The 23,155-nt window shown below is 60.0% G+C and carries 13 protein-coding genes and 1 pseudogene; 1 reads left to right on the forward strand and 13 read right to left on the reverse strand.

From position 1 onward, the window contains the following. The first annotated feature begins 455 nt into the window (after nucleotides 1-455). A complete protein-coding gene (locus K5K95_RS11910; protein WP_222589597.1) occupies nucleotides 456-7,532 on the forward strand; it encodes a TcdA/TcdB pore-forming domain-containing protein in 7,077 nt (2,358 codons plus the stop codon). Between the two features lie 111 nt (nucleotides 7,533-7,643). Here the strand turns inward: K5K95_RS11910 and K5K95_RS11915 are convergent, their stop codons facing one another. The 13 genes and pseudogenes from K5K95_RS11915 to K5K95_RS33580 form a co-directional block, all read right to left on the reverse strand. Further along, nucleotides 7,644-8,240 (reverse strand): MarC family protein, encoded by a 597-nt coding sequence (locus tag K5K95_RS11915; protein WP_222589598.1) that lies wholly within the window; start codon nucleotides 8,238-8,240, stop codon nucleotides 7,644-7,646. 64 nt (nucleotides 8,241-8,304) lie between these two features. Then, a complete protein-coding gene (locus K5K95_RS11920) occupies nucleotides 8,305-11,082 on the reverse strand; it encodes a hybrid sensor histidine kinase/response regulator (RefSeq protein WP_222589599.1) in 2,778 nt (925 codons plus the stop codon). A gap of 99 nt (nucleotides 11,083-11,181) precedes the next feature. Then, entirely contained in the window at nucleotides 11,182-12,477 is a 1,296-nt protein-coding gene (gene purD / locus K5K95_RS11925; protein ID WP_222589600.1) for a phosphoribosylamine--glycine ligase, read from the reverse strand. Nucleotides 12,478-12,631: 154 nt separating this feature from the next. Then, the gene (gene purH, locus K5K95_RS11930; RefSeq protein WP_090176058.1) at nucleotides 12,632-14,239 is read right to left on the reverse strand and encodes a bifunctional phosphoribosylaminoimidazolecarboxamide formyltransferase/IMP cyclohydrolase; all 1,608 of its coding nucleotides are present in this window, start codon (nucleotides 14,237-14,239) and stop codon (nucleotides 12,632-12,634) included. Between the two features lie 81 nt (nucleotides 14,240-14,320). Continuing rightward, complete coding sequence (gene fis, locus K5K95_RS11935) at nucleotides 14,321-14,641, reverse strand: DNA-binding transcriptional regulator Fis (protein WP_007907419.1); 321 nt, start codon at nucleotides 14,639-14,641, stop codon at nucleotides 14,321-14,323. Continuing rightward, nucleotides 14,638-15,648: a tRNA dihydrouridine synthase DusB gene (gene dusB / locus K5K95_RS11940; RefSeq protein WP_208670221.1), complete on the reverse strand. Its 1,011-nt coding sequence runs from the start codon at nucleotides 15,646-15,648 to the stop codon at nucleotides 14,638-14,640. The genes fis and dusB overlap by 4 nt, the downstream gene beginning before the upstream one ends. A 185-nt stretch (nucleotides 15,649-15,833) precedes the next feature. Next, nucleotides 15,834-17,048 (reverse strand): DUF3426 domain-containing protein, encoded by a 1,215-nt coding sequence (locus tag K5K95_RS11945; RefSeq protein ID WP_222589601.1) that lies wholly within the window; start codon nucleotides 17,046-17,048, stop codon nucleotides 15,834-15,836. A gap of 30 nt (nucleotides 17,049-17,078) precedes the next feature. Then, the gene (gene prmA, locus K5K95_RS11950; protein ID WP_222589602.1) at nucleotides 17,079-17,957 is read right to left on the reverse strand and encodes a 50S ribosomal protein L11 methyltransferase; all 879 of its coding nucleotides are present in this window, start codon (nucleotides 17,955-17,957) and stop codon (nucleotides 17,079-17,081) included. Between the two features lie 181 nt (nucleotides 17,958-18,138). After that, complete coding sequence (gene accC, locus K5K95_RS11955) at nucleotides 18,139-19,497, reverse strand: acetyl-CoA carboxylase biotin carboxylase subunit (RefSeq protein WP_090176051.1); 1,359 nt, start codon at nucleotides 19,495-19,497, stop codon at nucleotides 18,139-18,141. 17 nt (nucleotides 19,498-19,514) lie between these two features. Further along, complete coding sequence (gene accB, locus K5K95_RS11960) at nucleotides 19,515-19,976, reverse strand: acetyl-CoA carboxylase biotin carboxyl carrier protein (RefSeq protein ID WP_090176048.1); 462 nt, start codon at nucleotides 19,974-19,976, stop codon at nucleotides 19,515-19,517. Between the two features lie 46 nt (nucleotides 19,977-20,022). After that, nucleotides 20,023-20,475 (reverse strand): type II 3-dehydroquinate dehydratase, encoded by a 453-nt coding sequence (aroQ, locus tag K5K95_RS11965; protein ID WP_020797556.1) that lies wholly within the window; start codon nucleotides 20,473-20,475, stop codon nucleotides 20,023-20,025. Nucleotides 20,476-20,606: 131 nt separating this feature from the next. Then, entirely contained in the window at nucleotides 20,607-22,349 is a 1,743-nt protein-coding gene (locus tag K5K95_RS11970; protein WP_222589603.1) for a protein-disulfide reductase DsbD, read from the reverse strand. A gap of 239 nt (nucleotides 22,350-22,588) precedes the next feature. Then, nucleotides 22,589-23,095 (reverse strand): annotated as a pseudogene (locus K5K95_RS33580) (methyl-accepting chemotaxis protein); the annotation flags it as partial. Nucleotides 23,096-23,155 lie beyond the last annotated feature (60 nt).

The following is a 23,155-nucleotide window of genomic DNA, read 5'->3' on the forward strand; positions in this document are numbered from 1 at the left end:
CGCAAACCCGTCGTACATCGCCATAACGCGCCTGGAAAATGCCCTCGTCCACCCAGGACTCTTCGTCACTTTGACCGTCATGTTGTGAAACAACCGACACAGCCCATGTTGTTTGCGGTCGTGCGCCTATCGTTAATAAACATGTCAGGCAAAGATCAAAAGTTACACTTATATATTGGGATAAGTGTAATTAATTAATGGGTTTTTGAGTTGGTTGAAGTTGTTGTGGTCGTCGTTTAGTGTTTTTAGAAGTGGGCGGTGATTGCACGGCTGTGCAAGTTGCAGTGGTAAGTGCAGTTGCGGGCTTGCTCGATTAAGCATTGTTTAATCAGCTCTTTTTCTAAGTTTTCCATTTATTAACGATGGGTCGCGCTCCGATTACATATCGAGGCATTGCACTGCGCCGCCCACTGTTTTTATCCAGCGTTCTCAACGATGACAGGATGTGATGCGTTATGAATATCGATAACCGGGTGGCGGACGGGGTCAAGGGATTTGCCGCTTTGTTTCAACTAGCTGAACTTGAAACGGCGCTCGAAGACTTCAAAGGAACGGCCGAATACGAGGCGATCGTGCGGTATTACCTTGCGTGTACCCGTGACTTGGCTCCCGAGCGGCAACGTGAACCCGTGGCGTTGCTCAAGGAAGCCCTGGCGTCCTTGCAGACACCGTATGGTCGCCGTCGGCGCGCCTCTGAGTTGGAACGCCCGCCTCAGCCCAAAGGGACGCAGGCGCCGGACCTGATGGAGATTCACGACAGGGTCGAAGCCTTTCAGGAGCGCTTGAGCAGCCACGTCTCGCTCCTTCAATCGATGCCCGTCGAAGTGCCGAAGATCCTGCATTTTGTCTGGCTGGGGGGCGGTCTGGGGGCTATTCAGCGCGACTACATCAATGTCTGGAAGCAGGTGCTGGCGCATCGGGGTTATACCTTGAAACTCTGGTATGACAGTGACGCGCTGCTCGCCCACGAAACCAACCGGATCATTATCCAGGCAGCGAAAGCGCACGCCATGACCCAAGGAGGAGACACGCTCGATAACCCCGGAGAACTGGAGCGACTCTACGAAGAGCGGGCGATCGTGCTCAAGACGCAGATGTTTGAGCATATCAACGAGGTGGTAAAAAAAGGCGGCAGCGCCGACGACGCGAGAGTTGATCTTCTCGTGAGTGCTTATGCTCAGGATGAAGTTGCGCTCAAGGCGCTGCGCGATAAAAACTTGCGCAGCGTCGCCCTCGAGGGGCTGGAACGACGGGATGTAAAAACAGAACAGTCTTCGTTTCAAGTGAACGATATTTATCAGCGTGAAATCCGACTACGGGGAAACCTGGCAGCGGCCTCTGATGTGCTGCGGGCCGAAGTGTTGTTTGCCGAAGGCGGTATTTATTCCGATGTCGATAATCTGCCGCCATTGGCCAATTCCGTTGGCACGGTGGATATCAGTCAGTTCGATCCCAATGCGCGGCTAGGCGTTTTGCAGTTGCTGCTCAATAACAACCCGCAGTGGATGCCGGGCCGTCAGGCAAACAAGTACACGAGTTTTCTGGAGCGTATTCCACAGGAATATCGCGAAACCCTGGAGCGCTTTGCCAAGAACACACCTGCGTTGACTGATGTTTTTCTTCCCCCACAAGACCAGCGTGTACGACTCGATGGTCTGCGCGCTGTCATCGACTCCAACAGCCTCAGCAATGCATGGTTGATGGCGCACGCGAAGTCGCAAATGCTGGGAGTCGTGCTCGAGCGCTTCAGGATCAACTATGACTTTCTCGACGCAGTGACGCAGCGGGCCGTCCAGGATGGGGCCCCTTTGTCCGATGATCAGGCGCTGAGCAAGATAGCGAAGGACGTTGCGCTGCAAACCTTCGGCCCGTTGGACAGGTTGCCCGAGCTTGAAGAAGTGGCTGTCGAATTCTTGATAAAGGGCGTCGTCGGCTATTTTGGTGATGGCCTGCTGCCGGACGGTGACAGCACCATCTACCTCACCGGACCCGCAGCGGTACGTCACGCCATGGCGGATGCCTTGCAGATGCCTTACACCGTCGGGCTGGTTGAACAATGGAACGCCGAGGCGATACTCGCCGATAGCGTCAACCGCTTTACCGAAGAGGAACAGGACCACTCCTGGAAAGAGGCCGAGGGCAACGCTCACCAATGGCTCGCCGAGGAAAAAAAACGCTGGAAGGCAGGGGCGTTCAAGGCGCGCTACGCCGGTGATCTGACGCAGTTGCTTGACTATCAAAGCATTGATTTCGAGGAAGGCTGGCCGGTTATCGAAGGTCGCCATGTGCTGATCACCGATGTGTTGCAGCGCCTGGCCGATCATCTCGGCAAGCCGTTCCTCGAAGCCATGCGTCAACGCCACACCGGCAGCATGATATTCGATCGGTGGATATCCCTGAGCTTCGATGAGCGGCAACTGATCATCGCGCAGCAGGCCAGCATGCGGCCGCCGGCTTCGCTCCCCGACCCCGACACGCGAGACCTGGCGGTGGGTGAATTGCTCAACCGGATCGCCAGGGAATCGCTGCCCATCGGTCAGGTGAATCCGTTGCAACGCCTGATGCTGGGGGCTCTGTCGGGGGCCAGGATGCTGGATAACCGAAGCTTCGACGCCGTCAGCGCAAAGCTGGAAAACCTTGCCAATACGGTGGCGGAGCGGGGGCCCTCCCTCGCTTATTCGGCGATAGAACATGCAGTGTTCAATGTGCACAGCCCCGCTTTCGAGGCCGGGTTGAGCAGTGGTTCCGAACATTCGCCGAGCTTCGCTGAAACAGCTGCGCAGCTCCGCCAGCAAGCACTTGCGCAGGACCTCACGCTGTATCAATGGGGTCAGTCTGTCGCGCGGATTCAGCAAGTGGCGAAGCTTGAATACCGGACCCGGATTGTCGAACGCGCAGAAGACGTGCTGGGCAGTTTCGACGAGGGCTATTTCAAACTGGTGCCGCAGGACTTGTTGCTCGAAGGTACCGGCGACCGCGTGGCCGGACGTTGCCTGCCCCTGGCCTTGAGCATGGCCGGTGCTATCACCAAGGGCGGTCAGGCGGGCAACACCTTGCGCGAGCGGTTTTATCTGGGTGTCATCGCCGCCAGGGACAGTGATTCCAAATCCTTCTTGAGCATGCTCGAGGAGCTTCGCGGCATTCAGCTCAGCGAGATCGGCATGGCATTGCCTCGCGCCGATCTGGCGGGTGTCGTGGCACGACTGGAGGCGCAACCCTCAACCTGCACCCTGCTGCTCAACACTGACAGCCATGCCATGTTGGTCGCCAAAACAATCAATGGCGGGCAGAGCACCTGGCATTTTTTCGATCCGAATTTTGGCGTCTTCGAATTCGATCGAGCGGACTCGTTCAGCAAGGCGCTGACCGCGTTTTTCATCCAGCACGAAATGGCCAGGAACTACGCAGCGTCCTTCGTCGGGGGCCACCCGCAGTTTGACCTGATCGCACTCGACGGCCACGCACTGAACCGGCAGCTGTTCCACTCCGGCCTCCCGCTTTCAAGTCTGTTTGAACCCGGGCCGTTGCCGGAGCAGATGACGCCCCCGCTACGGCAACGGTTGGCCAGCGGTCGTGGCCAATCCCTGGTGAACAACGCCGCGCTGGGGCGTTCGTTGCTGGAGCTTGATGCGCAGGGGTGGGGAGAGCAGATTGCGCAGGCGACCCGCCAGTTACAGGCGCAGCATCAACTGTCAGCGGATATCGTGCCGTTGTTTGAAACGCTGCACGTCACGCCGACCGGCGAGTACACGTTGAGTCTGGTCAATCCCAAAGCCGAACAAGCCATTACGGTTGTCAGCACCGGCGATCATCGATTCATCGGGATCAAGCAATACCTGTCCCGGGTGTTCGAAACCCTGGGCGGCCGCCAGCGCGTCAACGAGGTTGATCCCACGGAGGCCGGCAGCGTCCACACCCTCAACGCCGGTTTTTCCGTTCAAGCCTTGATGAACGCGTTGCGTCATCACGAAGGGGCCGCCAGTGAAGAGAACAATGCCCTGACCACGGCCATTCGCCTGCATGCCTATGTGAACCATGCCCAGTTGCTCCATGGCAACGTGGTGGATGTGCTGGGCGTTATCCAACTGGTCCGGCAGGCGCTGAACGACGAGAAGATTATTGCTCGAACCAGTGCTCCGTTAGTGCGCGGGGCGCTGGGGCATATCGGCAATGAAGGGGTGGGAACCGTGCTGGGGCTGGTGAATGTCGGGTTCGATATCTATCAGTTGAACCACGCGGCCAATGACATCCAAAAGGCGCAGTTTGGCACTCAGTTGGCCTTCGATTCCGCCAGCGCGGCACTGGCTGCCGCGGGCATTGGCGCCGGTCTGGTCGGGGCCGGTACGGCTGCGGCAGTGTTGGGCGGCGTGAGTGTCATTCTGGGCGGTCTGGCCGTGGGCGTTGCCGCGCTGGCTGAAGGGTTCGCAGCTATCGCCGAAGAAGCCAAGCAGGTCGGGCTATTCTTTGACCGCCTCGAAAAAGCTTACCGACAGGGCGGCTATCACCTGGACGAGGCCTCCAATACCTGGATCGCTCATCCACTGCCGGGATTCGCCGAACTGGACCTGCGCGCATCGACCGTGCGCTTCGACAGCCCGAGATTATTCCCGTTGCATGACCACCTAGGTGTCCCGGATTTCGATGTCGACTATAAGCGCGCCATCGATATCCGTCAGGGGCTTGGACTGCCTGCCACGGCTGCGTTCAAACCACTGGCCGGCCAGGCGATCGTGCTGCCCTGCACGCCAAAAACCTGGTACGGCTACGATTACACGTTGTTGCCTTTTGTCACGACCCGCCATGACGCCGGGTTCGATACGGCGCGTCGCCTGGAGCAGAAAGACAGCGACGGTCGATTGCAGTTTCTGTTCTCGTTCTATTCGTTTCCCGGCGAATACGTGATCAGTCGGCTGAACCCTGTCTACAAACCTACCGTGTTCAACGTCCGCCTCGACCGCCTCGAGCGCTCGTTGGTGGTACCCGTGCTGCCCAAGGAGTGGCACGGCCTGATTACCTACCGTATCGAGGGTGCCGGCGCCCAGTGCTCCGTCCTGCTCAATCCCGGTGTCAGCCTGGCGCTCGATGCGCCGGGTAATGGCGTCATGCGCTGGGTGATTGAAGCCCGCTGGCTGGACGAAGAGGCTCTCCAGATAACACGTGCCGACCAATTCTCGGCCGGCACGGTCGACGTCAAACTGACGGGGACCGCCCGGCGCGAGGTGCTGTTCAAACTGGCGGGCAACAAAGTCATGCGACTGGACCAGAACACCCTGCAATTGGTGTTGATCGAGGAAGAAGCCGACGTCACGCTTGATGAGCAGGCATTACTCGATCACTTCAAGACGCTGGCTCAAGCGCACAGGCTGGCGATGCCTTACACCCCGGTCCACGGGTTTGTCGTTCCCTTCGAAAAGCCCGACGAGCCCAGAACCGTCGTGGCCTTTTACGATGCGGCTCAGGATCGTTTTCTGTACATCCGTAACCACGACGTGTTGCTGGCCGACGAGGTCATGCTGGGCACCGTCGTTCAGGGTTGCGCCTACTTTTATCATCCCCAGGGGTATGAAATCTGGCAGGTCGACGCGACCACCGGCACGCTCATCCAGCGCTATCGCCTGTGGGTGACCAATGCCGAAACACAAATCACCGGCGTTACTCTCCTGGCCAGCGGTGCCATTCAGATCGTCCAGAAAGTGTCGCGCGAGGATGGCTCTCATGATGAGCTCGTCTTCCTGGTTCACGAGCAGAGGGCGTTGCTGTGCTCCATCACCCGCAACCTCGACCCTGCGTTAGCGACATTGTTGGCGGGAGACACGCTGGCTGACTGGACGCCGATCCTGGGCGACTTTGTGCCGCCCAAGGCCAGTCAGACGGTTGACTGGCAGTTTGCGGCTTTGATCTCTGTCTGCTGGCTGATTGAGGCCGATGTACGGGATCTGGTGTGGGTTCGCGACAGGGATCGCAGAATCATTCGCGCACCTGCCCGTGGGCATCGTGCACGAGGGTGGCCGGATTCGATCAAGACGCTGGATGACCTGGTGCTGATTACCCCTGCCGGGGCCGATGCCGACGTGATGGTCATCTTCGACAAGACCCAGCGCACTCTGGTGCGCCAGCAATGGTCAGCGGCAGGCGATCGCGGGCAATGGGTCAACATGCGCATCGCGCCGACGGGGTTGAAGGAGATGATTGCCCTTGATTCGGGTTATGTCGCCCTCACTGATACCGGGCTGTTTTTCAATCTGAACGAACAGGGGCATCTGCAGTTCGGCGGGCTGGCCGACGCCTGGTTCCGGGATCGGCCACAGTGGTGGTCGGCACTGCACGGCATTGCGATGCAGTATCCGGTCTCAAGCTTTGCCTTGCTGGGTTTGGCCAGAACTCCAGGCGACGGGAAGTTGTGCGCCTGGTACGTGGGCGATCGGCTCCTGCTCTCGAGCCTTGGCCATGGAAAACCGGTGCGCTTGCTCAATGTCACCCCGGATGGGCAGGCCGTCTGGTTGTTTGATCTTTCAACGGGAGGCGTCTATCGGCAGGACTTCATCGACGTCGCGGTTCTGGATAAGGCGTTCGCCGAGGGTTCACAACAGGTGTCCGCGACGGCAGTGCCGGCACCGCAGCAGGAGTGGGATTCGTGGCGCTTTGCCGAGGTGACGGTCGACGGTACGGGCCTGCGGGCAATAACGCCTGAAGGCATCCAGCTGGCTTTGGATTATCGGGAGCCGGCGTTGATTACCGGCGTCGACGGTCATTGGGTTGCCAGCAATGACGGTGACTTGAGCGAGGCCTTGCTTGGGCTGGCGAACGAACATCGATGCGCACCTTTTCTAACCGTCGCCGCGCCCGACAGCCACCAATGGTTCGTGGTTAAAACCGGGCGATTGATCCGCGTCCCGAATGCCGACATAAGGTTCGCCTACGAGCTGATCGGCACACAGAAGCAAACCAGCGTGCTGCTGTATGAACGACCAGAAGGGCGCCTGAGCAGCTATCCGCAAAAGGGCCATGCCGGGCCACTCGACTATGTCCGGCGAACGGGCGAAGTGCAGGTGATCGACGCTCCGGCGAGGAGTCAGGACCTGCTGGCGTTGCTCGCCGATGATGTCAGCATCCTGGTCCTCAGGATGGGGCAAGGCACCGTCACGAGCCGGCTCACCCAGGCGATCTGGTTGAAGCTTGAATCGGTGATTGTCGATTGCCGCTATGCACTGGGCCAGCGGCCTTTGATTCCAGGCAAGCTGATCTGGGATATCAAGGTCGCCGATCAGTTATGGGCGAGCCTGGTGGATGAGCACTTGGTGATTGTCGATGCGGACAGCGGGCACAGTTTGATATTCCGGGGCGTGCATGGCGGTGATGTGAGCGTGCGTGGCGATGTGTTTCTTTCGATGGAAGGGGATGTGTCGTGCGCGGTGTCGACCTTGGTCGCCACACTGGTGGCGCAAAAGGGACACCCGCAAAGTATCGGGTTTAAACAACTCTTGTCGTTGAGCCGTGCGCCGTGGGTGCCGGAGCTTTCAGCGCTGGCTTGACGGTAGGCAGGCCCCCTTTCCGCCAAGATGCAAAAACGCCCCTTTTGGGGCGTTTTTGTTGATCGAGAACAGTAGCGCTTTCCAGCCGTGTCACCAGCGGCGTTTGTGCGCTCAGGGAACCAGATAACCCTTTACCCCGGTAAAGATAATTTGCGCCGCGAGCGCACAGACAAACAAACCCATCAACCGGCTGACGATCTGCAAGCCCTGGTCACCGAGAATCCGCTCGATCCGGTTCGACAGGTAAAGCACCACGCCAACCGTAAAACTGGCCAAGGCAATACTGAGAATCGCCGTGAGCTTGTCGTCCCAATGCGGCTGGCTGACGCCCATCACCAGCAAGGCGCCGATGGTGCCGGGGCCGACCGTCAGGGGAATGGTCAGCGGGACGATCGTCACATCCTGCTGCACATTGTCGGTCTGTACCGCTGACTTGCCTTGGGCCATGCCCAATGCCGAGATGAACAACACGCTGCCGGCACCAATGCGGAACGCGTCGACGGTAATGCCGAAGACGCTGAAAATCACGCGCCCGAACAGGTACAGCAGGATGCTGGACACCAGGGTGGCAATCGCCACTTTCCAGGCCAGGCGCCGTTGTTCCTTGCGCGAATAGCCGCGGGTCAGACTGATGAAGCAGGACAACACGAAGAACGGGCTATAGAGCACCAGCATCTTCAGGTAAACGCTGAATAACACATGGAGCATGGTGCAGGCTCACAGTCTGGGAAAGTCGAGGGGGAGTCTATCAGGCGTTACGAGGTCTGTCGGCTCAGGAGGTTTGAGCCGTCGCCCGGTTTTGCTGATCCCGTTCCGCTACCCAGTGCTCAATCAAGTCGCGCAGCTGCGACAGCTCGACCGGTTTTGCCATGTGCCCGTCCATGCCGGCCTGGCGTGCGCGCTCCTTGTGTTCGGCGAGAATGTGCGCGGTCAATGCCACCACCGGTGTGCGAATCCGCTGATTACCGACTTCCCAGGCACGTAACTGCTGAGTCGCCGAGAACCCGTCAAGGATTGGCATTTCACAGTCCATCAACACCAGGTCATAGCGTTGGGCTTTCATCGCCTGCAAGGCTTCTTCACCATTGCTGGCGGTGTCCGGTTGCAGATTTAGCTTGCCGAGCATGCCGCGAATCACTTTGGTCGAGATGCTGTTGTCTTCTGCCACCAGGATGCGGAAATCGCTTGGGACCTTGACCGGAAGCATCGGGCCTGTTGGCAATTGCTGCGACATGGCCTGGCCTTTGTTGCGCTGGTTCAGCTCGTCCGCCAGGGTGGTCTTGAGGGTGTAGCCGGCCACCGGTTTGGCCAGGATACGTTTGATCCCGGAGTTGCGCGCGATGATCTTGCTTGGTGCGTTGCTGATGCCGGTGAGCATGATCAGCAGAATATCGTGGTTCAGGCTCGGGTCTTCCTTGATCTTGGCCGCCAGTTGCATGCCGGTCATGCCGGGCATGTTCTGGTCGAGCAGAACCACATCGAAGTAGTCGCGCAAGTGCGCTTTGGTGCGCAGTAATGCCAATGCCTCTTTACCCGACGGAACGGCACTGACGTTCAGACCCCAGGCGCTGCACTGCTGCACCAGCACCTTGCGGCAGGTGTCGTTGTCGTCGACCACCAGCACGCGTGCACCTTGCAGCGGGCCATCGAGGTCCGAGGTCGGATGTTCGAGTCGATCAGGGTCCAGTGGCAGGGTCAGCCACAAGGTGCTGCCCTGGTTGGCGCCGCTCTTGATACCGAATTCACCCTGCATCAGGCGAATCAACTGGCGGGCAATCACCAGCCCCAGATTACCGCCCAGGCTGGTCGCCGAGAGGAAGTGCTTGCTGTGCAGCTCGGCGTGCATCAGGGCATCACGCTCTTCGGGTTCCATCGGCACGCCGCTGTCCTGCACGGCGATGCGCAGGCGCGGTTTGGCGCTGCGGTCATCGAGAGCGACGACGATCAGGATCTCGCCTTCGTCGGTTTTCTTGAGGGCGTTTTCCAGCAGGCTCAGCAAGGTCTGGCGCAGGCGCGTCGGGTCACCGCTGATGACGCGCGGCACTTGCGGCTGGATGAAGCTGATCAGCTCGACGTTCTGCTGTTCGGCCTTGGCGCGGAAGATGCTCAGGCAGTCTTCGATCAGGGCATTGAGGTCGAACTGCACATCGTCCAGTTCGATCTGCCCGGACTCGAGCTTGGAGATGTCGAGAATCTCGTTGATCAGTGTCAGCAGTTCGTTGCCGGCACTGTGGATGGTTTGCACATAGTCACGCTGTTTGACCGACAGGGGCGTACCCAGCAGCAACTCGGTCATGCCCAGCACGCCATTCATCGGGGTGCGGATCTCATGACTGATCTTGGCGAGGAACTCGGCCTTGGCGTTGATCTCGGCATTGCTGGCCGCCAGGTCACGACTGACGCTGAAGCGATCCTCAGTGATGCTGCGCTGTCGTTCACTCAGGGCAATGCTCATCAGCAGGCCACTGACGCAGATGAACGCAAGCAGGGTGATGATCAGGCCTTGGGGGGCAACTTGGGTCAGCCCCAGCAGGGCCGGCAATATGATCAGCGTACCGATGTTGAACACCACCATCGCCGCAACGAACAGGCGAGCCGGGCGATAGCCTTTTTGCCAGTGATGGGCGCCGACGAACAACATGCTCAGGCCGGCCAGCGCCACCAGGGCGTAGGTCATGATATTGAGCGGCAGCGTGTTGACGAACAACAGCAACAAGCCGCAGACCACGATGAACAGGATGTCCCCCAGCAACAGCTTGTTCAGCGGGTGCGGGCCGAGTGGGGCGAAGAAACGATAGGCGAACATCAGGCCGCAGGGCGCCGTCAGCAGCAAGGCGAGATAAGCGCCCGGCGTCTGCACGGCATGCCAGTCTGGTAGCCAGGGTCCGGCCAGGTTCAGCAGCAACAGCAGGCTGAGCATCAACAGCGCTTCGCATCCGGCGAGCCACAAACTGCTACGCGATCGCGTGTACGCATAGCGCACGAGGTTGTGCAGGATGAGCATCCCGATGCAACCGAACAGCAGGCCGTAAATCAGCGTCTGCTTCTGGTTGGCGGCGGTCATGATCGCCGATTGCAGGGTGATGAAAGGCCGCAACTGGTGTTCGGACACGAGTCGCAGGTAGACATCGAGGGGCTTGTCGCTTTGTGGCAGCGGCAACATGAAGTCGCTGCTGGGCAGGGGACGGTCAGTCTGGGGCTGCGAGGTGCCAGTGTTCAATTGATCGATCAGCGTGTCGCCGTCGAGTACATACAGGTTGAGGTGCGACAGGTCGGGCGCAAACACTCGCAGCAATTGCTCGTGTTTGCCGGGCGTCAGCCTGAAGCGCAGCCACAACGCCCCTCCGGGCTCGGCCGCGGTCAGGCGGTCCAGTTCGGTAGGGCTGAATTGATTGGTGTAGCGAGCGGAACGGATGTCGTTCAGCTGCAGGTCGCCCTGTTCATCAAGCAATACTGCCCAGCCACTGCCTTGCGCGGCCGACGCCGGGAGCATGCAGAGCAAGGTCAGCAATGTGACAGTGAAACCTATGGCAATCCTGAGCCAGCGCACGGCGAAATCCCTTCGTAGGTTGATGCCAGATTAGTACTATGCGCGGCGCCGGAATAGTCCGGCAAGGGCCTGAGGCCCTTGCCCGGCTGAATGGATCGCTTATTCCTGATTTTCGCCACGCTCGCGGGCAATGGCACGGTAGCCAATGTCTTTGCGATAGAAACAGCCTTCCCAATCAATCCTGGCCGCCAGCTTGTAAGCCTGCTGCTGGGCAGCATCGACGCTGGCGCCCATGGCGGTAGCGCAGAGCACCCGACCACCGGCCGTCACCACTTGACCGTCCTTGAGCGCAGTGCCGGCGTGGAAGACTTTGCCTTCCAGAGCGGCGGCGGCTTCCAGACCGTTGATGGCGACGCCTTTAGCGTAGTCGCCCGGGTAACCGCCAGCAGCCAGCACTATCCCGACGCTCGGACGTGGATCCCATTGCGCTTCGACCTTGTCCAGGGCTTGCGCCAGGGCGGCTTCGACCAACAACACCAGGCTCGACTGCAAACGCAGCATCACCGGTTGGGTCTCAGGATCACCGAAACGGCAGTTGAACTCGATAACTTTTGGGTTACCAGCCTTGTCGATCATCAAGCCCGCGTACAGGAAGCCAGTGTAGACGTTGCCTTCCTCGGCCATGCCGCGAACTGTCGGCCAGATCACCAGGTCCATGACCCGCTGATGAACTTCGGCAGTCACCACCGGGGCAGGGGAGTAAGCACCCATGCCGCCGGTGTTGGGGCCGGTGTCGCCGTCGCCGACGCGCTTGTGGTCCTGGCTGGTGGCCATCGGCAGCACATTCTTGCCGTCGACCATGACGATGAAGCTGGCTTCTTCGCCATCCAGAAACTCTTCGATCACAACGCGCGAACCGGCTTCGCCAAAGGCGTTGCCCGCAAGCATGTCGCGTACGGCGTCTTCGGCTTCGGCCAGGGTCATCGCAACGATGACGCCTTTACCGGCAGCCAGGCCGTCGGCCTTGATCACGATCGGTGCGCCTTTTTCGCGCAGATAAGCCAGTGCCGGCTCGATCTCGGTGAAGTTCTGGTAGTCGGCGGTCGGGATCTTGTGGCGTGCGAGGAAATCCTTGGTGAAGGCTTTCGAACCTTCCAGCTGAGCGGCGCCAGCGGTCGGACCGAAGCAATCCAGGCCACGGGAGCGGAACAGATCGACCACGCCTGCGACCAGCGGCACTTCCGGGCCGACGATGGTCAGGGAAACGTTTTTCTCGGCAAAGTCAGCCAGTTGCTCAAGGGACAGCACGTCGATGGCGACGTTCTCGCACTTGGCTTCAGTGGCCGTACCGGCGTTGCCCGGGGCAACGAACACTTTCTGCACGCGCGGATCCTGAGCCACTTTCCAGGCCAGGGCGTGTTCACGGCCACCGCTGCCAATGATCAAAACATTCATTTCAAAAACCTCGGATGACGCTAATTCTGTTGAGCGCCGCAGGGACGCTTTTCTGTGGGAGCTGGCCTGCCGGCGATGCAAACAACTCGGTTTATCAGCTAAACCGAGGTGATGCTATCGCTGGCAGGCCAGCTCCCACAGTTGATCGTTGTGCTTAGTGACGGAAGTGGCGCATGCCGGTGAAGACCATGGCAATGCCAGCTTCGTCGGCAGCAGCAATCACTTCCGCATCACGCATCGAGCCGCCTGGCTGGATCACCGCAGTGATACCGACCTTGGCCGCGTTGTCCAGACCGTCGCGGAACGGGAAGAACGCATCCGATGCCATCACCGAACCGGCGACTTGCAAACCGGCGTGTTCAGCCTTGATCGCGGCGATACGGGCCGAGTTCACGCGGCTCATCTGGCCGGCGCCGACACCAATGGTCTGACGGTTCTTGGCGTAGACGATGGCGTTGGACTTGACGTACTTGGCCACTTTCCAGGCGAAGATCAGGTCGTGGATCTCTTGCTCGGTCGGTGCGCGCTTGGTCACGACTTTCAGGTCATCGGCGCTGATCATGCCAATGTCGCGGCTCTGTACCAGCAGACCACCGTTGACACGTTTGTAGTCCCAAGCAGGGGCGCGGTCAGCCGACCACTCGCCACAGGCCAGCAGGCGCACGTTGGCTTTGGCGGCCACGATGGCGCGGGCTTCTTCGCTGACGGATGGCGCGATGATCACTTCGACGAACTGACGCTCGACGATGGCCTTGGCCGTTTCAGCATCCAGCTCGCGGTTGAACGCGATAATGCCGCCGAACGCCGATTCGGTGTCGGTGGCATAAGCCAGTTCGTAGGCCTGACGGATGCCGCCTTCGGCGTCCGGGCTTACGGCCACGCCGCACGGGTTGGCATGCTTGACGATCACGCAGGCCGGCTTGACGAAGCTCTTGACGCATTCCAGCGCGGCGTCGGTGTCGGCCACGTTGTTGTACGACAGCTCTTTGCCTTGCAGTTGGGTCGCGGTGGCGATGCCGACTTCGGCAGGCTTGGCTTCCACGTAGAACGCCGCGCTCTGGTGCGGGTTCTCGCCGTAGCGCATTTCCTGAGCCTTGACGAACTGGCTGTTGAAGGTGCGCGGGAACTCGCTGCGACCTTCAGTGCTGAGGGTTTCAGCGGCCTGGTTCACGGTGCCCATGTAGTTGGCGATCATGCCGTCGTAAGCGGCGGTGTGTTCAAAGGCCTTGAGCATCAGGTCGAAACGCTGAGCGTAGGTCAGGCCGCCGGCCTTGAGGTTTTCGAGGACGCTGGCGTAGTCGCTGGCGTTGACCACGATGGCCACGTCTTTATGGTTTTTTGCTGCCGAACGGACCATGGTCGGGCCGCCGATATCGATGTTTTCGATGGCGGTCGGCAGGTCGCAACCTGGCTTGTTGATGGTGGCTTCGAACGGGTACAGGTTGACCGCCACCAGATCGATCGGCTTGATGCCGTGTTCGTTCATGATGGCGTCGTCGATACCGCGACGACCGAGGATCCCGCCGTGGATTTTCGGGTGCAGGGTCTTGACCCGACCGTCCATCATTTCTGCGAAACCGGTGTAATCGGCGACTTCCACTGCGGCAACACCGTTGTCGCGCAGCAGCTTGAACGTTCCGCCGGTGGAGAGGATCTCGACGCCCAGGGCTTCAAGCTCCTTGGCAAATTCAAGGATCCCGGTCTTGTCGGAAACGCTGATCAAGGCGCGGCGGATCGGCAGGCGGGTAGTCTGGTCGGTCATTTCAATTTCCATCAAAAGCAAAGGAGTCAGCAAAAAAGGCGACCGTTTTTACGCGGGCGCCTTTCTGGTTTGATTGAATGCTTACAGCAAATCGTACTGCTTGAGTTTCTTGCGCAGCGTGCCCCGGTTGAGTCCGAGCAGCTCGCTGGCCTTGGTCTGGTTGCCCTTGACGTAGTTCATCACGCACTCGAGCAGGGGAGCCTCGACTTCGGAGAGCACCAGGTTGTACACATCCGTGACGGCAGCGCCCTCAAGGTGGGCGAAATAATTGTGCAGCGCTTTCTCGACACTCCCGCGAAGGGTCTGACCTTCTTCGCTCGGCGTGTTGAGGTGCTGTTTCAAATTCACGTTGTCGCTCACGGGTGTTGTTCCACTCACTAAAGTCTCGGTCATCATCGTCATGCGGCCACCCCTTCTCCGTCCCCTGTCAGGCTCTTATAACGTTCGGCGAAGAAGCCCTGAACGTTGGCGCATTGTGCTTCCGTATCTTCCAAACGATTGAAGTGGGCGCGAAACTCCCTGGCGCCCGGCAAGGTTGCGAGATACCAGCCCACATGCTTTCGAGCGATACGGACACCCATAACGTCTCCATAGAAGACGTGCAGTGCAGCCAGATGCTCTAGCAGAATGCGTTCCACCTCGATCAGTTCCAGTGCCGGGAGTTTCTCGCCGGTGCGCAGGAAATGATCGATCTCACGAAAAATCCATGGCCGCCCCTGGGCTGCCCGGCCTACCAGCAGGCCATCGGCACCGGTCGCATCGAGTACGTACCGGGCCTTCTCGGGTGAATCGATATCGCCGTTGGCGAAGACCGGAATCGACACTGCCTGCTTGATCGCGGCAATGGTGTCGTACTCGGCTTCACCGGTGTACAGGTCGGCACGGGTGCGGCCATGGACCGCCAACGCCGTGATGCCTGCCTGCTCGGCGATCTTCGCCACCGTCAAACCATTCTTGTTGTCCCGGTCCCAGCCGGTGCGGATCTTCAAGGTGACCGGCACATCGACCGCAGCCACTACGGCGTGCAGGATCTCGGTGACCAACGCTTCATCCTTCAACAGTGCGGAACCGGCGGCCTTGTTGCAGACCTTCTTCGCCGGACAGCCCATGTTGATGTCAATAATCTGTGCGCCCAGTTCGACATTCGCTCGGGCCGCATCCGCAAGCATCTGTGCATCGCCACCGGCGATCTGTACCGAGCGAGGCTCGGGATCACCTTCGTGAATCATGCGCATCCGCGATTTGCGGGTGTTCCACAAACTCATGTCGCTGGTGACCATTTCAGAGACTACAAGTCCTGCGCCCAGTCGCTTGCACAGCTGACGAAAGGGCTGGTCTGTGACGCCCGCCATTGGTGCGAGAATCAAGCCGTTGTGCAATGTATATGGACCGATGCGTACCGCCGACATAGGACTTCCCTGTTGTGGGGCCGGATCATGAGAGTTCGAAAAAGGGTTGGCATGATACCCGCTCTCGATGACTGGATAAAGGCTGAATTGAACAAAATCTGAACAGTAATTCTGTTATCGCCAGCGGTTTGGTATGAGCGGTCAAAGTCAGAAATATGCCGTCAAGCCTGTAACGGTGAACCGTTTCACTCGGGCGAATGGAAGCTCAGGCTGTAGTTCACCGCTTTGGAGCCTGGATCGAGGATATCCAGTGCGATGTGGATCGGCGTCTGCGGTGGCATCTCCGCCATTCCTTCAAGATCGCCGTTGAGGTACTCGCCGGGCTTGAAGCGGCGGCTGGCGATCAGGTGGCCGTTGAGGTCGGCGAAACGCAGTTCCAGCAACGGGAACGGCTGGGAGAAGGGCGCGCGGTTGTAGATGATCGCATCGACCACCAGCGCACCATTGAACTCGGGGTGGCTGCGCACGACGAGGTTGCTGCTTTTGATTTTTGCGATGTCGACCTTGGATGGCACCGTGCAGCCGATTTGCGGACACAGTTGCTGGAACCACGGACGGTACTGGTCCTGGCGTGCCAATTCATCGAAATGGTAAGCGACGTATTGGCCCGCGAGCGCGACTGCGCCGAGCAACACCAGCAGGGACCAGAACAGCCGTCGGCCCCAGGGGGAGCGGCGTTTTTGCCAATCCAGTTGCAGCGGATCGTCGCTGAGGTCTTGCAACGCCTCGGCACGTTCGGTCGATTCACTGCGCTCGTGTCGCTTGCGCAGGGGGACGATCGGGGGCAGGTCGTCCTCAGGTGCATCGGTTGCCGACAGGCGATCATGGTGCAAGGGCATGTCGAGCGGGTCATTCAGGCGCAGTTGCGGCACCTGGGGTTCGTCGTCCAGATCAACCGGTTCCAGCGAGAACGAAGGTTCAGTGCGCGCGTGCTTGCCCGGTTCGGTCCGCGCTTCCTTTTGGTCGTCTTCGACCGCCTGGGCGCGATCGGCGGCCGATTCGCTGAAGAGACTGTCGGACCACGGAGCGTCGTGTTCGGGGTTATCGCGGCGAGCGCTCAGGCTGTCTTCGCGGTGCCGGCCGAATTCGGTGGTCGGCTGGATTTCCCGCTGTTCGAGCCGGGCAAGTTCTTCGTCCAGGTCCAGGCTGTCCAGATCCAGCTCGGCGGCAGACCATTGCTTTTGGCTGATGGCGCGCTGTGCCGGCGGTTCGACGATGGTCGGGGCGACCGGTTTGACCGCTTCCTTGCCGGCCCGCTGGTCAAGCAGCTGCTTGGCGGCGTTGAACACCTGCAGGCACGAGCCGCAACGAACCACTCCACGGGCCACGCTCAATTGAGCGTGGCTCACGCGGAAGCTGGTCTGGCAATGCGGGCACTGAGTGACGAAGCTATCGGTCATGCGGCGATCCGGTTTAGGCAGGCGCTCATTCTAGCGCCGACGGCCAGTGATGCGCACCCAGCCATCGCGATTGGCGATCGGGTCCAGATCGAAGTCCTGGGCGTAGGCTTTGGCAACGTCTTCACCTTGCTCGGCGAGGATGCCCGACAGTGCCAGGCGGCCGCCAGGCTTGACCAGGCTGGACAGCTGCGGCGCCAGGGCAACCAACGGGCCAGCCAGGATGTTGGCGACCAGCACGTCAGCCTGAACCTGGGGCAGATCTTCCGGCAAATACAGCGGGAAAAGCGCTTCGGCGATATTGTTGCGCCCGGCGTTGTCGCGGGAAGCTTCCAGTGCCTGGACGTCGATGTCGGTGCCCACGGCTTGCTTGGCGCCCAGCAACAGGGCGGCAATCGCCAGGATCCCAGAGCCGCAGCCGAAGTCGAGCACGTTGCAGTCCTTGAGGTCCTGACCGTCGAGCCATTCCAGGCACAAGGCGGTGGTCGGATGGGTGCCGGTGCCAAATGCCAGGCCCGGATCCAGCAGCAGGTTCACGGCGTCCGGTTCCGGGGCGGCGTGCCAGCTTGGCACGATCCACAGGCGCTGGCCGAAACGCATCGGCTGGAAACCGTCCATCCAGCTGCGTTCCCAGTCCTGGTCTTCGATGACTTCGCTGTGGTGCTCGGGCAGCGGGCTACCGGTCAGCAATTCAAGATGGGCCAGCACGGAGGCGGCTTCGGTGCCGCCTTCGAACAGTGCCAGCAGGTGCGTGTGCGACCACAGCGGCGTGGTGTTGAGTTCCGGTTCGAAGATCGGCTGATCTTCGGCATCCATGAAGGTCACCGACACGGCGCCCACTTCAAGGAACGCGTCTTCGTAGGTTTCGGCTTGTTCTGGGCTGATGGCGAGACGGACTTGCAGCCAAGGCATGGCGGGCACCTTTGAAAAATATAGATTGCAGCCTAGCGGGCTGCGAGAAGCGCGCAAGTTTACGCGAGCGCGGAGGTTTTGTGGGAGTCGCCTGTGCTCACCGCACAGTTCCTGATGCTCGGATGAAATACCCAGAAACAACAAAGCCGCCCGGAGGCGGCTTTGTAGATAGGGTCGAAGCTTAGTGCTTCTCGCCTGCCAGCTTGTGCTCGAGGTAGTGAATGTTCACGCCCCCTTTGCAGAAGCCTTCATCACGGACCAGGTCGCGGTGCAGCGGGATGTTGGTCTTGATCCCGTCGACAACGATTTCGTCCAGCGCATTGCGCATGCGTGCCATGGCTTCTTCACGGGTTGCGCCGTAGGTGATCAGCTTGCCGATCAACGAATCGTAGTTCGGCGGAACGGCATAACCGCTGTACAGGTGCGAATCGACGCGAACGCCGTTGCCGCCTGGAGCGTGGAAATGCTTGACCGTGCCTGGGCTTGGCATGAAGGTTTTCGGGTCTTCGGCGTTGATCCGGCATTCCAGCGCGTGACCACGGATGACCACGTCTTCCTGGGTGTACGACAACTTGTTGCCAGCGGCGATGCTGAGCATCTCCTTGACGATGTCGATGCCAGTGACCATTTCCGAAACCGGGTGCTCTACCTGGACACGAGTGTTCATCTCGATGAAGTAGAAGTGGCCGTTTTCGTAAAGGAACTCGAAGGTGCCGGCGCCACGGTAGCCGATGTCGATGCACGCCTTGACGCAGCGAGCTAGGACTTCAGCACGGGCTTTCTCGTCGATGCCCGGTGCCGGCGCTTCTTCGAGAACCTTCTGGTGACGACGTTGCAGCGAGCAATCGCGGTCGCCCAGATGGATGGCATGGCCCTGGCCATCGGAAAGCACCTGGACTTCCACGTGACGTGGGTTGGTCAGGAATTTTTCCAGATAGACCATCGGGTTGCCGAACGCTGCGCCCGCTTCGGAGCGGGTCAGTTTCGCCGAGGAGATCAGGTCTTCTTCTTTATGCACAACGCGCATGCCGCGACCACCGCCGCCGCCAGCGGCCTTGATGATCACCGGGTAACCGACTTCGCGACCGATGCGCAGAGCGGTTTCTTCGTCTTCAGGCAGTGGGCCGTCGGAACCCGGAACGGTTGGAACACCCGCAGCGATCATGGCGTGCTTGGCCGATACCTTGTCGCCCATCAGGCGAATGGTGTCGGCTTTGGGGCCAATGAAAGCAAAGCCGGAGTTCTCGACCTGTTCAGCGAAATCAGCGTTTTCCGCAAGGAAACCGTAGCCTGGGTGGATGGCGGTAGCGCCGGTCACTTCAGCGGCGGCGATGATTGCCGGGATGTGCAGGTAAGAGTGCGCGGCAGAGGCCGGACCGATGCAGACGGATTCGTCTGCCAGGCCCAGGTGCATCAGCTCTTTGTCGGCCTTGGAGTAAACGGCGACAGTCTTGATGCCCATCTCTTTGCAGGCACGCAGGATCCGCAGGGCAATCTCACCGCGGTTGGCGATCAGAACTTTTTCCAACTTCGCAGTCATCAAAGTTTCTCCGCGGTTCAAACGATGGTGAACAGCGGTTGGTCGTACTCAACCGGCTGGCCGTCTTCGACGAGGATGGATTCGATCACACCGCTGGTTTCAGCTTCGATGTGGTTCATCATCTTCATGGCTTCGACGATGCACAGGGTGTCGCCTTTCTTCACGGTCTGGCCGACTTCAACGAAGGACGGCGAGGATGGCGAAGACTTGCGATAGAACGTACCGACCATCGGCGAACGGGCAACGGCGCCGTTCAGCGCGGGGGCGGCCGGAGCAGCAGGAGCGGCAGCGGCAACCGGGGCAGCAGCGACAGGCGCTGGAGCCGGAGCGTGCATTGGAGCAGGTGCGTAATACTGCTGAGCCGGAGTCTTGCTATGACGGCTGATACGTACGGACTCTTCGCCTTCCTTGATCTCGAGCTCGTCGATGCCGGACTCTTCCAGCAGTTCGATCAGTTTCTTAACTTTACGGATATCCATGAATCATCAACTCCCAAGGGTCGGTCAGGGGCGTAACGCTTGTTGTTCAAGCTGTTGCCGGTCTTTCAAGCTGTTCTAGGGCGGCCTCCAGGGCCAGTCGATAACCGCTGGCGCCAAGGCCGCAGATCACTCCCACCGCTACGTCGGAGAAGTAAGAGTGATGGCGGAAAGGTTCGCGTTTGTGCACGTTAGACAAATGCACTTCGATGAATGGGATGCTCACCGCCAGCAGCGCGTCACGTAATGCGACACTTGTGTGCGTAAAAGCTGCTGGATTGATCAGAATGAAATCCACACCTTCGCTGCGAGCGGCGTGGATGCGGTCGATCAATTCATATTCGGCGTTGCTTTGCAGGTGCAGTAAATGGTGACCGGCTTCACGAGCGCGGCGTTCCAGGTCCTGGTTGATCTGCGCCAGTGTCGTAGCGCCATAGGTGCCCGGTTCACGGGTGCCGAGCAAGTTCAGGTTGGGGCCGTGCAAAACCAATAAGGTCGCCATCTGCTGATCCTTGTTATCTGTGTGCAATTGTCAGAACCCGGCGACTATGCCGCAAAGCCTTTGTGACTGTCCAGTTCTATGCAATAGCCAGCACGATGGCCGATGTTTGCGCGAAATATGTGACCGAGTGATTAAATCCGGTCATTTGCTTTGGCGACGCGTTCAGCGAAGTCCTTCGCGCCGATCTCGCCAATCACCCGCACATCAGTGCGTTCGATGCCGTCCTTGCCGAAAAACATCAGCGCCGGAGGACCGAACAGTTTGTAGCGATCGAGCAGGGTGCGTTGCTCAGCGTTGCTGGCGGTGATGTCGAAGCGGATCAGTCGATAGCCCTTGAGGCGTTCGACGACATTGGCGTCGTTGAGCACTTCGTGTTCGATGACTTTGCAGCTGATGCACCAGTCGGCGTACCAGTCGAGCAGCAGCGGGGTGGCTGTGGATCGGGCGTCGGCGAGAACGCGATCAAGCTCGGCCGGGGTCGTGACGGTTTGCCAGGCGCCGCTGTCTTGCGGTTGCTGGTTGCCGGCAATCATGTGCGGCTGGCCGATCGGATTGAACGGGTCCGTCTGACCACTGAATGCGCCGTACCAACAGGCCAGCGCGTAAAACAGCAGGAACATCCCCAGTAATTGTCCTAGGCGTTTTCGCGGCGGTTTGTAGACGAACTCCAGCGCGCCCATGAACAACCCGACGCCCCCGGCCAGCAAGCCGATCAGCAACAAGGTGATCTGTCCCGGCAATACGCGACTGAGCAGCCCGATCGCCAGACCCAGCAGCAACACGCCGATCGCATTTTTCACCTGGATCAGCCACGGCCCGCTTTTGGGCAGCCAGGCCGCGCCACCGGTAGCCACGAGCAACAGGGGTACGCCCATGCCAAGGCCGAGCATGAACAATTTCAAACCGCCGCCCAGAGCATCGCCACTGGCGCTGATATACAGCAGCGCACCGGCCAGCGGCGCCGACACGCAGGGGGAGACCAGCAGGCTCGACACCACGCCCAACACCGCCGCGCCCCACAGCGAGCCGCCTTCTGTGCGGCCGGCGATACGATCCAGCCGACTGCTGATGGCGTGCGGCAACTTGAGTTCGAACACGCCGAACATCGCCAGGGCAAACACAGCAAAAAACATCGCGAACGGCACCAGCACCCAGGCCGATTGCAGGCGCGCCTGAAGGTTGAGTTGCGCGCCGAACATTCCCATCAACGCACCCAGCAAGGCGAAGCAGGCGGCCATTGGCAGCACGTAAGCCAGGGACAGGTTGAAGCCGCGCAAGCCACCGACCTGGCCGCGAAGCACTACGCCGGAAAGGATCGGCAGCATGGGCAGCACGCACGGTGTGAAGGTCAGCCCCAAGCCTGCGAGAAAAAACAACGCGAGTTCACGCCAGCTCCAGATGTGCGCGGCCGTCGGGGCGCCGATACCATCAATGCTGAGGCGCTCGGTTTCGGGTGGATAGCACAGGCCTTTATCGGCGCAGCCCTGATAGGTCACCGCCAGGGTAAAGGCCCGTTGATCGGTGCGCGGCAGCTCTACGTCGAGAATTCCGTGGTAGACCTCGACATCGCCGAAGTACTCATCGTGTTTCTGTTCGCCCTTGGGCAATTGCGCCGCGCCGAGGCCGACATCGGCCGGGTCGGCGCGAAATTGAAAGCGATGGCGATAGAGGTAGTAACCCTCTGTCGCGACAAAACGCAGCTTGATCGATTGCGGTGTGCTGTCTACCAGGCTCAGCTGAAACGCCTCGCGCACCGGCAGGAAGTCGGCACTGTTGTTGATCGAACCCAGGGTGGTACTGGGCCGACTCTCCAGCAACCCGGCGGAGGCCGGCAGGGCGAACATTAAAAACAGCAGGCAGAGCAAACGGCGCATGACAATCTCGCGTATCGGAGGTGCGGGAATGATAGCGGAGTCGTCTCGGGTCCGTATGTATGTAGGAGCTGTCGAGTGAAACGAGGCTGCGATCTTTTGATTTTGATCGTTCCCACGCTCTGCGTGGGAATGCAGCCCGGGACGCTCCGCGTCCCAACAGCGGACGCAGAGCGTCCATTGAGGCATTCCCACGCAGAGCGTGGGAACGATCATGCGGGCTTGCCCGCGATGGCGGTTTATCAGACGCGGAAGGCTTGGACGGCGGTGTGAAGTCGTCCACCCAACACCAACAGATTTTCCCCTTGCACGCGGCCCTCGCCGATGCGCAGCAAGTTATCCCCACCCAATTGGTGAATCCGCTCACTGTGATCGCGGATCTCACTGACGGCGCCGCTCTGCTGGGCGGTGACATCGGCGATGCGCACGGCGGTGTCGGAAATGGTCTGGATCGCGCCGACGATTTTATCCAGTGCGCCGTCGGCCGCCTGGGCCTGATTGGCCGTGGCTTCGGCGTGTTCGACCTGTGCGCGCATGCCCTCAACCGATTGCCTTGCGGCGGTTTGCAGGCCGGCGATCAAGGTCTGGATCTCGGCCGTGGCGCCCGCGGTGCGTTGTGCCAGTGAGCGAACCTCTTCCGCGACAACGGCAAATCCGCGACCCATTTCTCCGGCGCGGGCGGCTTCGATGGCGGCGTTCAGGGCCAGCAGGTTGGTCTGGTCGGCAATCGAGCGAATCACCGTGAGAACGCCGCCGATGGTCGCCGACTCTTCGGCCAGATGTTCGATCATCTGTGCGTTGCCCTGCAC

This window comes from Pseudomonas sp. DR48 (genome assembly GCF_019823085.1).
In the GTDB taxonomy this organism is placed as follows: domain Bacteria; phylum Pseudomonadota; class Gammaproteobacteria; order Pseudomonadales; family Pseudomonadaceae; genus Aquipseudomonas.

What these genes read in the sequence shown, in the direction of transcription:
- K5K95_RS11910 (WP_222589597.1), top strand. Translation starts at nt 456, where the DNA reads ATGAATATCGATAACCGGGTGGCGGACGGGGTCAAGGGATTTGCCGCT.
- K5K95_RS11915 (WP_222589598.1), bottom strand. Translation starts at nt 8,240, where the DNA reads ATGCTCCATGTGTTATTCAGCGTTTACCTGAAGATGCTGGTGCTCTAT.
- purD (WP_222589600.1), bottom strand. Translation starts at nt 12,477, where the DNA reads ATGAATGTTTTGATCATTGGCAGCGGTGGCCGTGAACACGCCCTGGCC.
- purH (WP_090176058.1), bottom strand. Translation starts at nt 14,239, where the DNA reads ATGACCGACCAGACTACCCGCCTGCCGATCCGCCGCGCCTTGATCAGC.
- fis (WP_007907419.1), bottom strand. Translation starts at nt 14,641, where the DNA reads ATGACGATGATGACCGAGACTTTAGTGAGTGGAACAACACCCGTGAGC.
- dusB (WP_208670221.1), bottom strand. Translation starts at nt 15,648, where the DNA reads ATGTCGGCGGTACGCATCGGTCCATATACATTGCACAACGGCTTGATT.
- K5K95_RS11945 (WP_222589601.1), bottom strand. Translation starts at nt 17,048, where the DNA reads ATGACCGATAGCTTCGTCACTCAGTGCCCGCATTGCCAGACCAGCTTC.
- prmA (WP_222589602.1), bottom strand. Translation starts at nt 17,957, where the DNA reads ATGCCTTGGCTGCAAGTCCGTCTCGCCATCAGCCCAGAACAAGCCGAA.
- accC (WP_090176051.1), bottom strand. Translation starts at nt 19,497, where the DNA reads ATGACTGCGAAGTTGGAAAAAGTTCTGATCGCCAACCGCGGTGAGATT.
- accB (WP_090176048.1), bottom strand. Translation starts at nt 19,976, where the DNA reads ATGGATATCCGTAAAGTTAAGAAACTGATCGAACTGCTGGAAGAGTCC.
- aroQ (WP_020797556.1), bottom strand. Translation starts at nt 20,475, where the DNA reads ATGGCGACCTTATTGGTTTTGCACGGCCCCAACCTGAACTTGCTCGGC.
- K5K95_RS11970 (WP_222589603.1), bottom strand. Translation starts at nt 22,349, where the DNA reads ATGCGCCGTTTGCTCTGCCTGCTGTTTTTAATGTTCGCCCTGCCGGCC.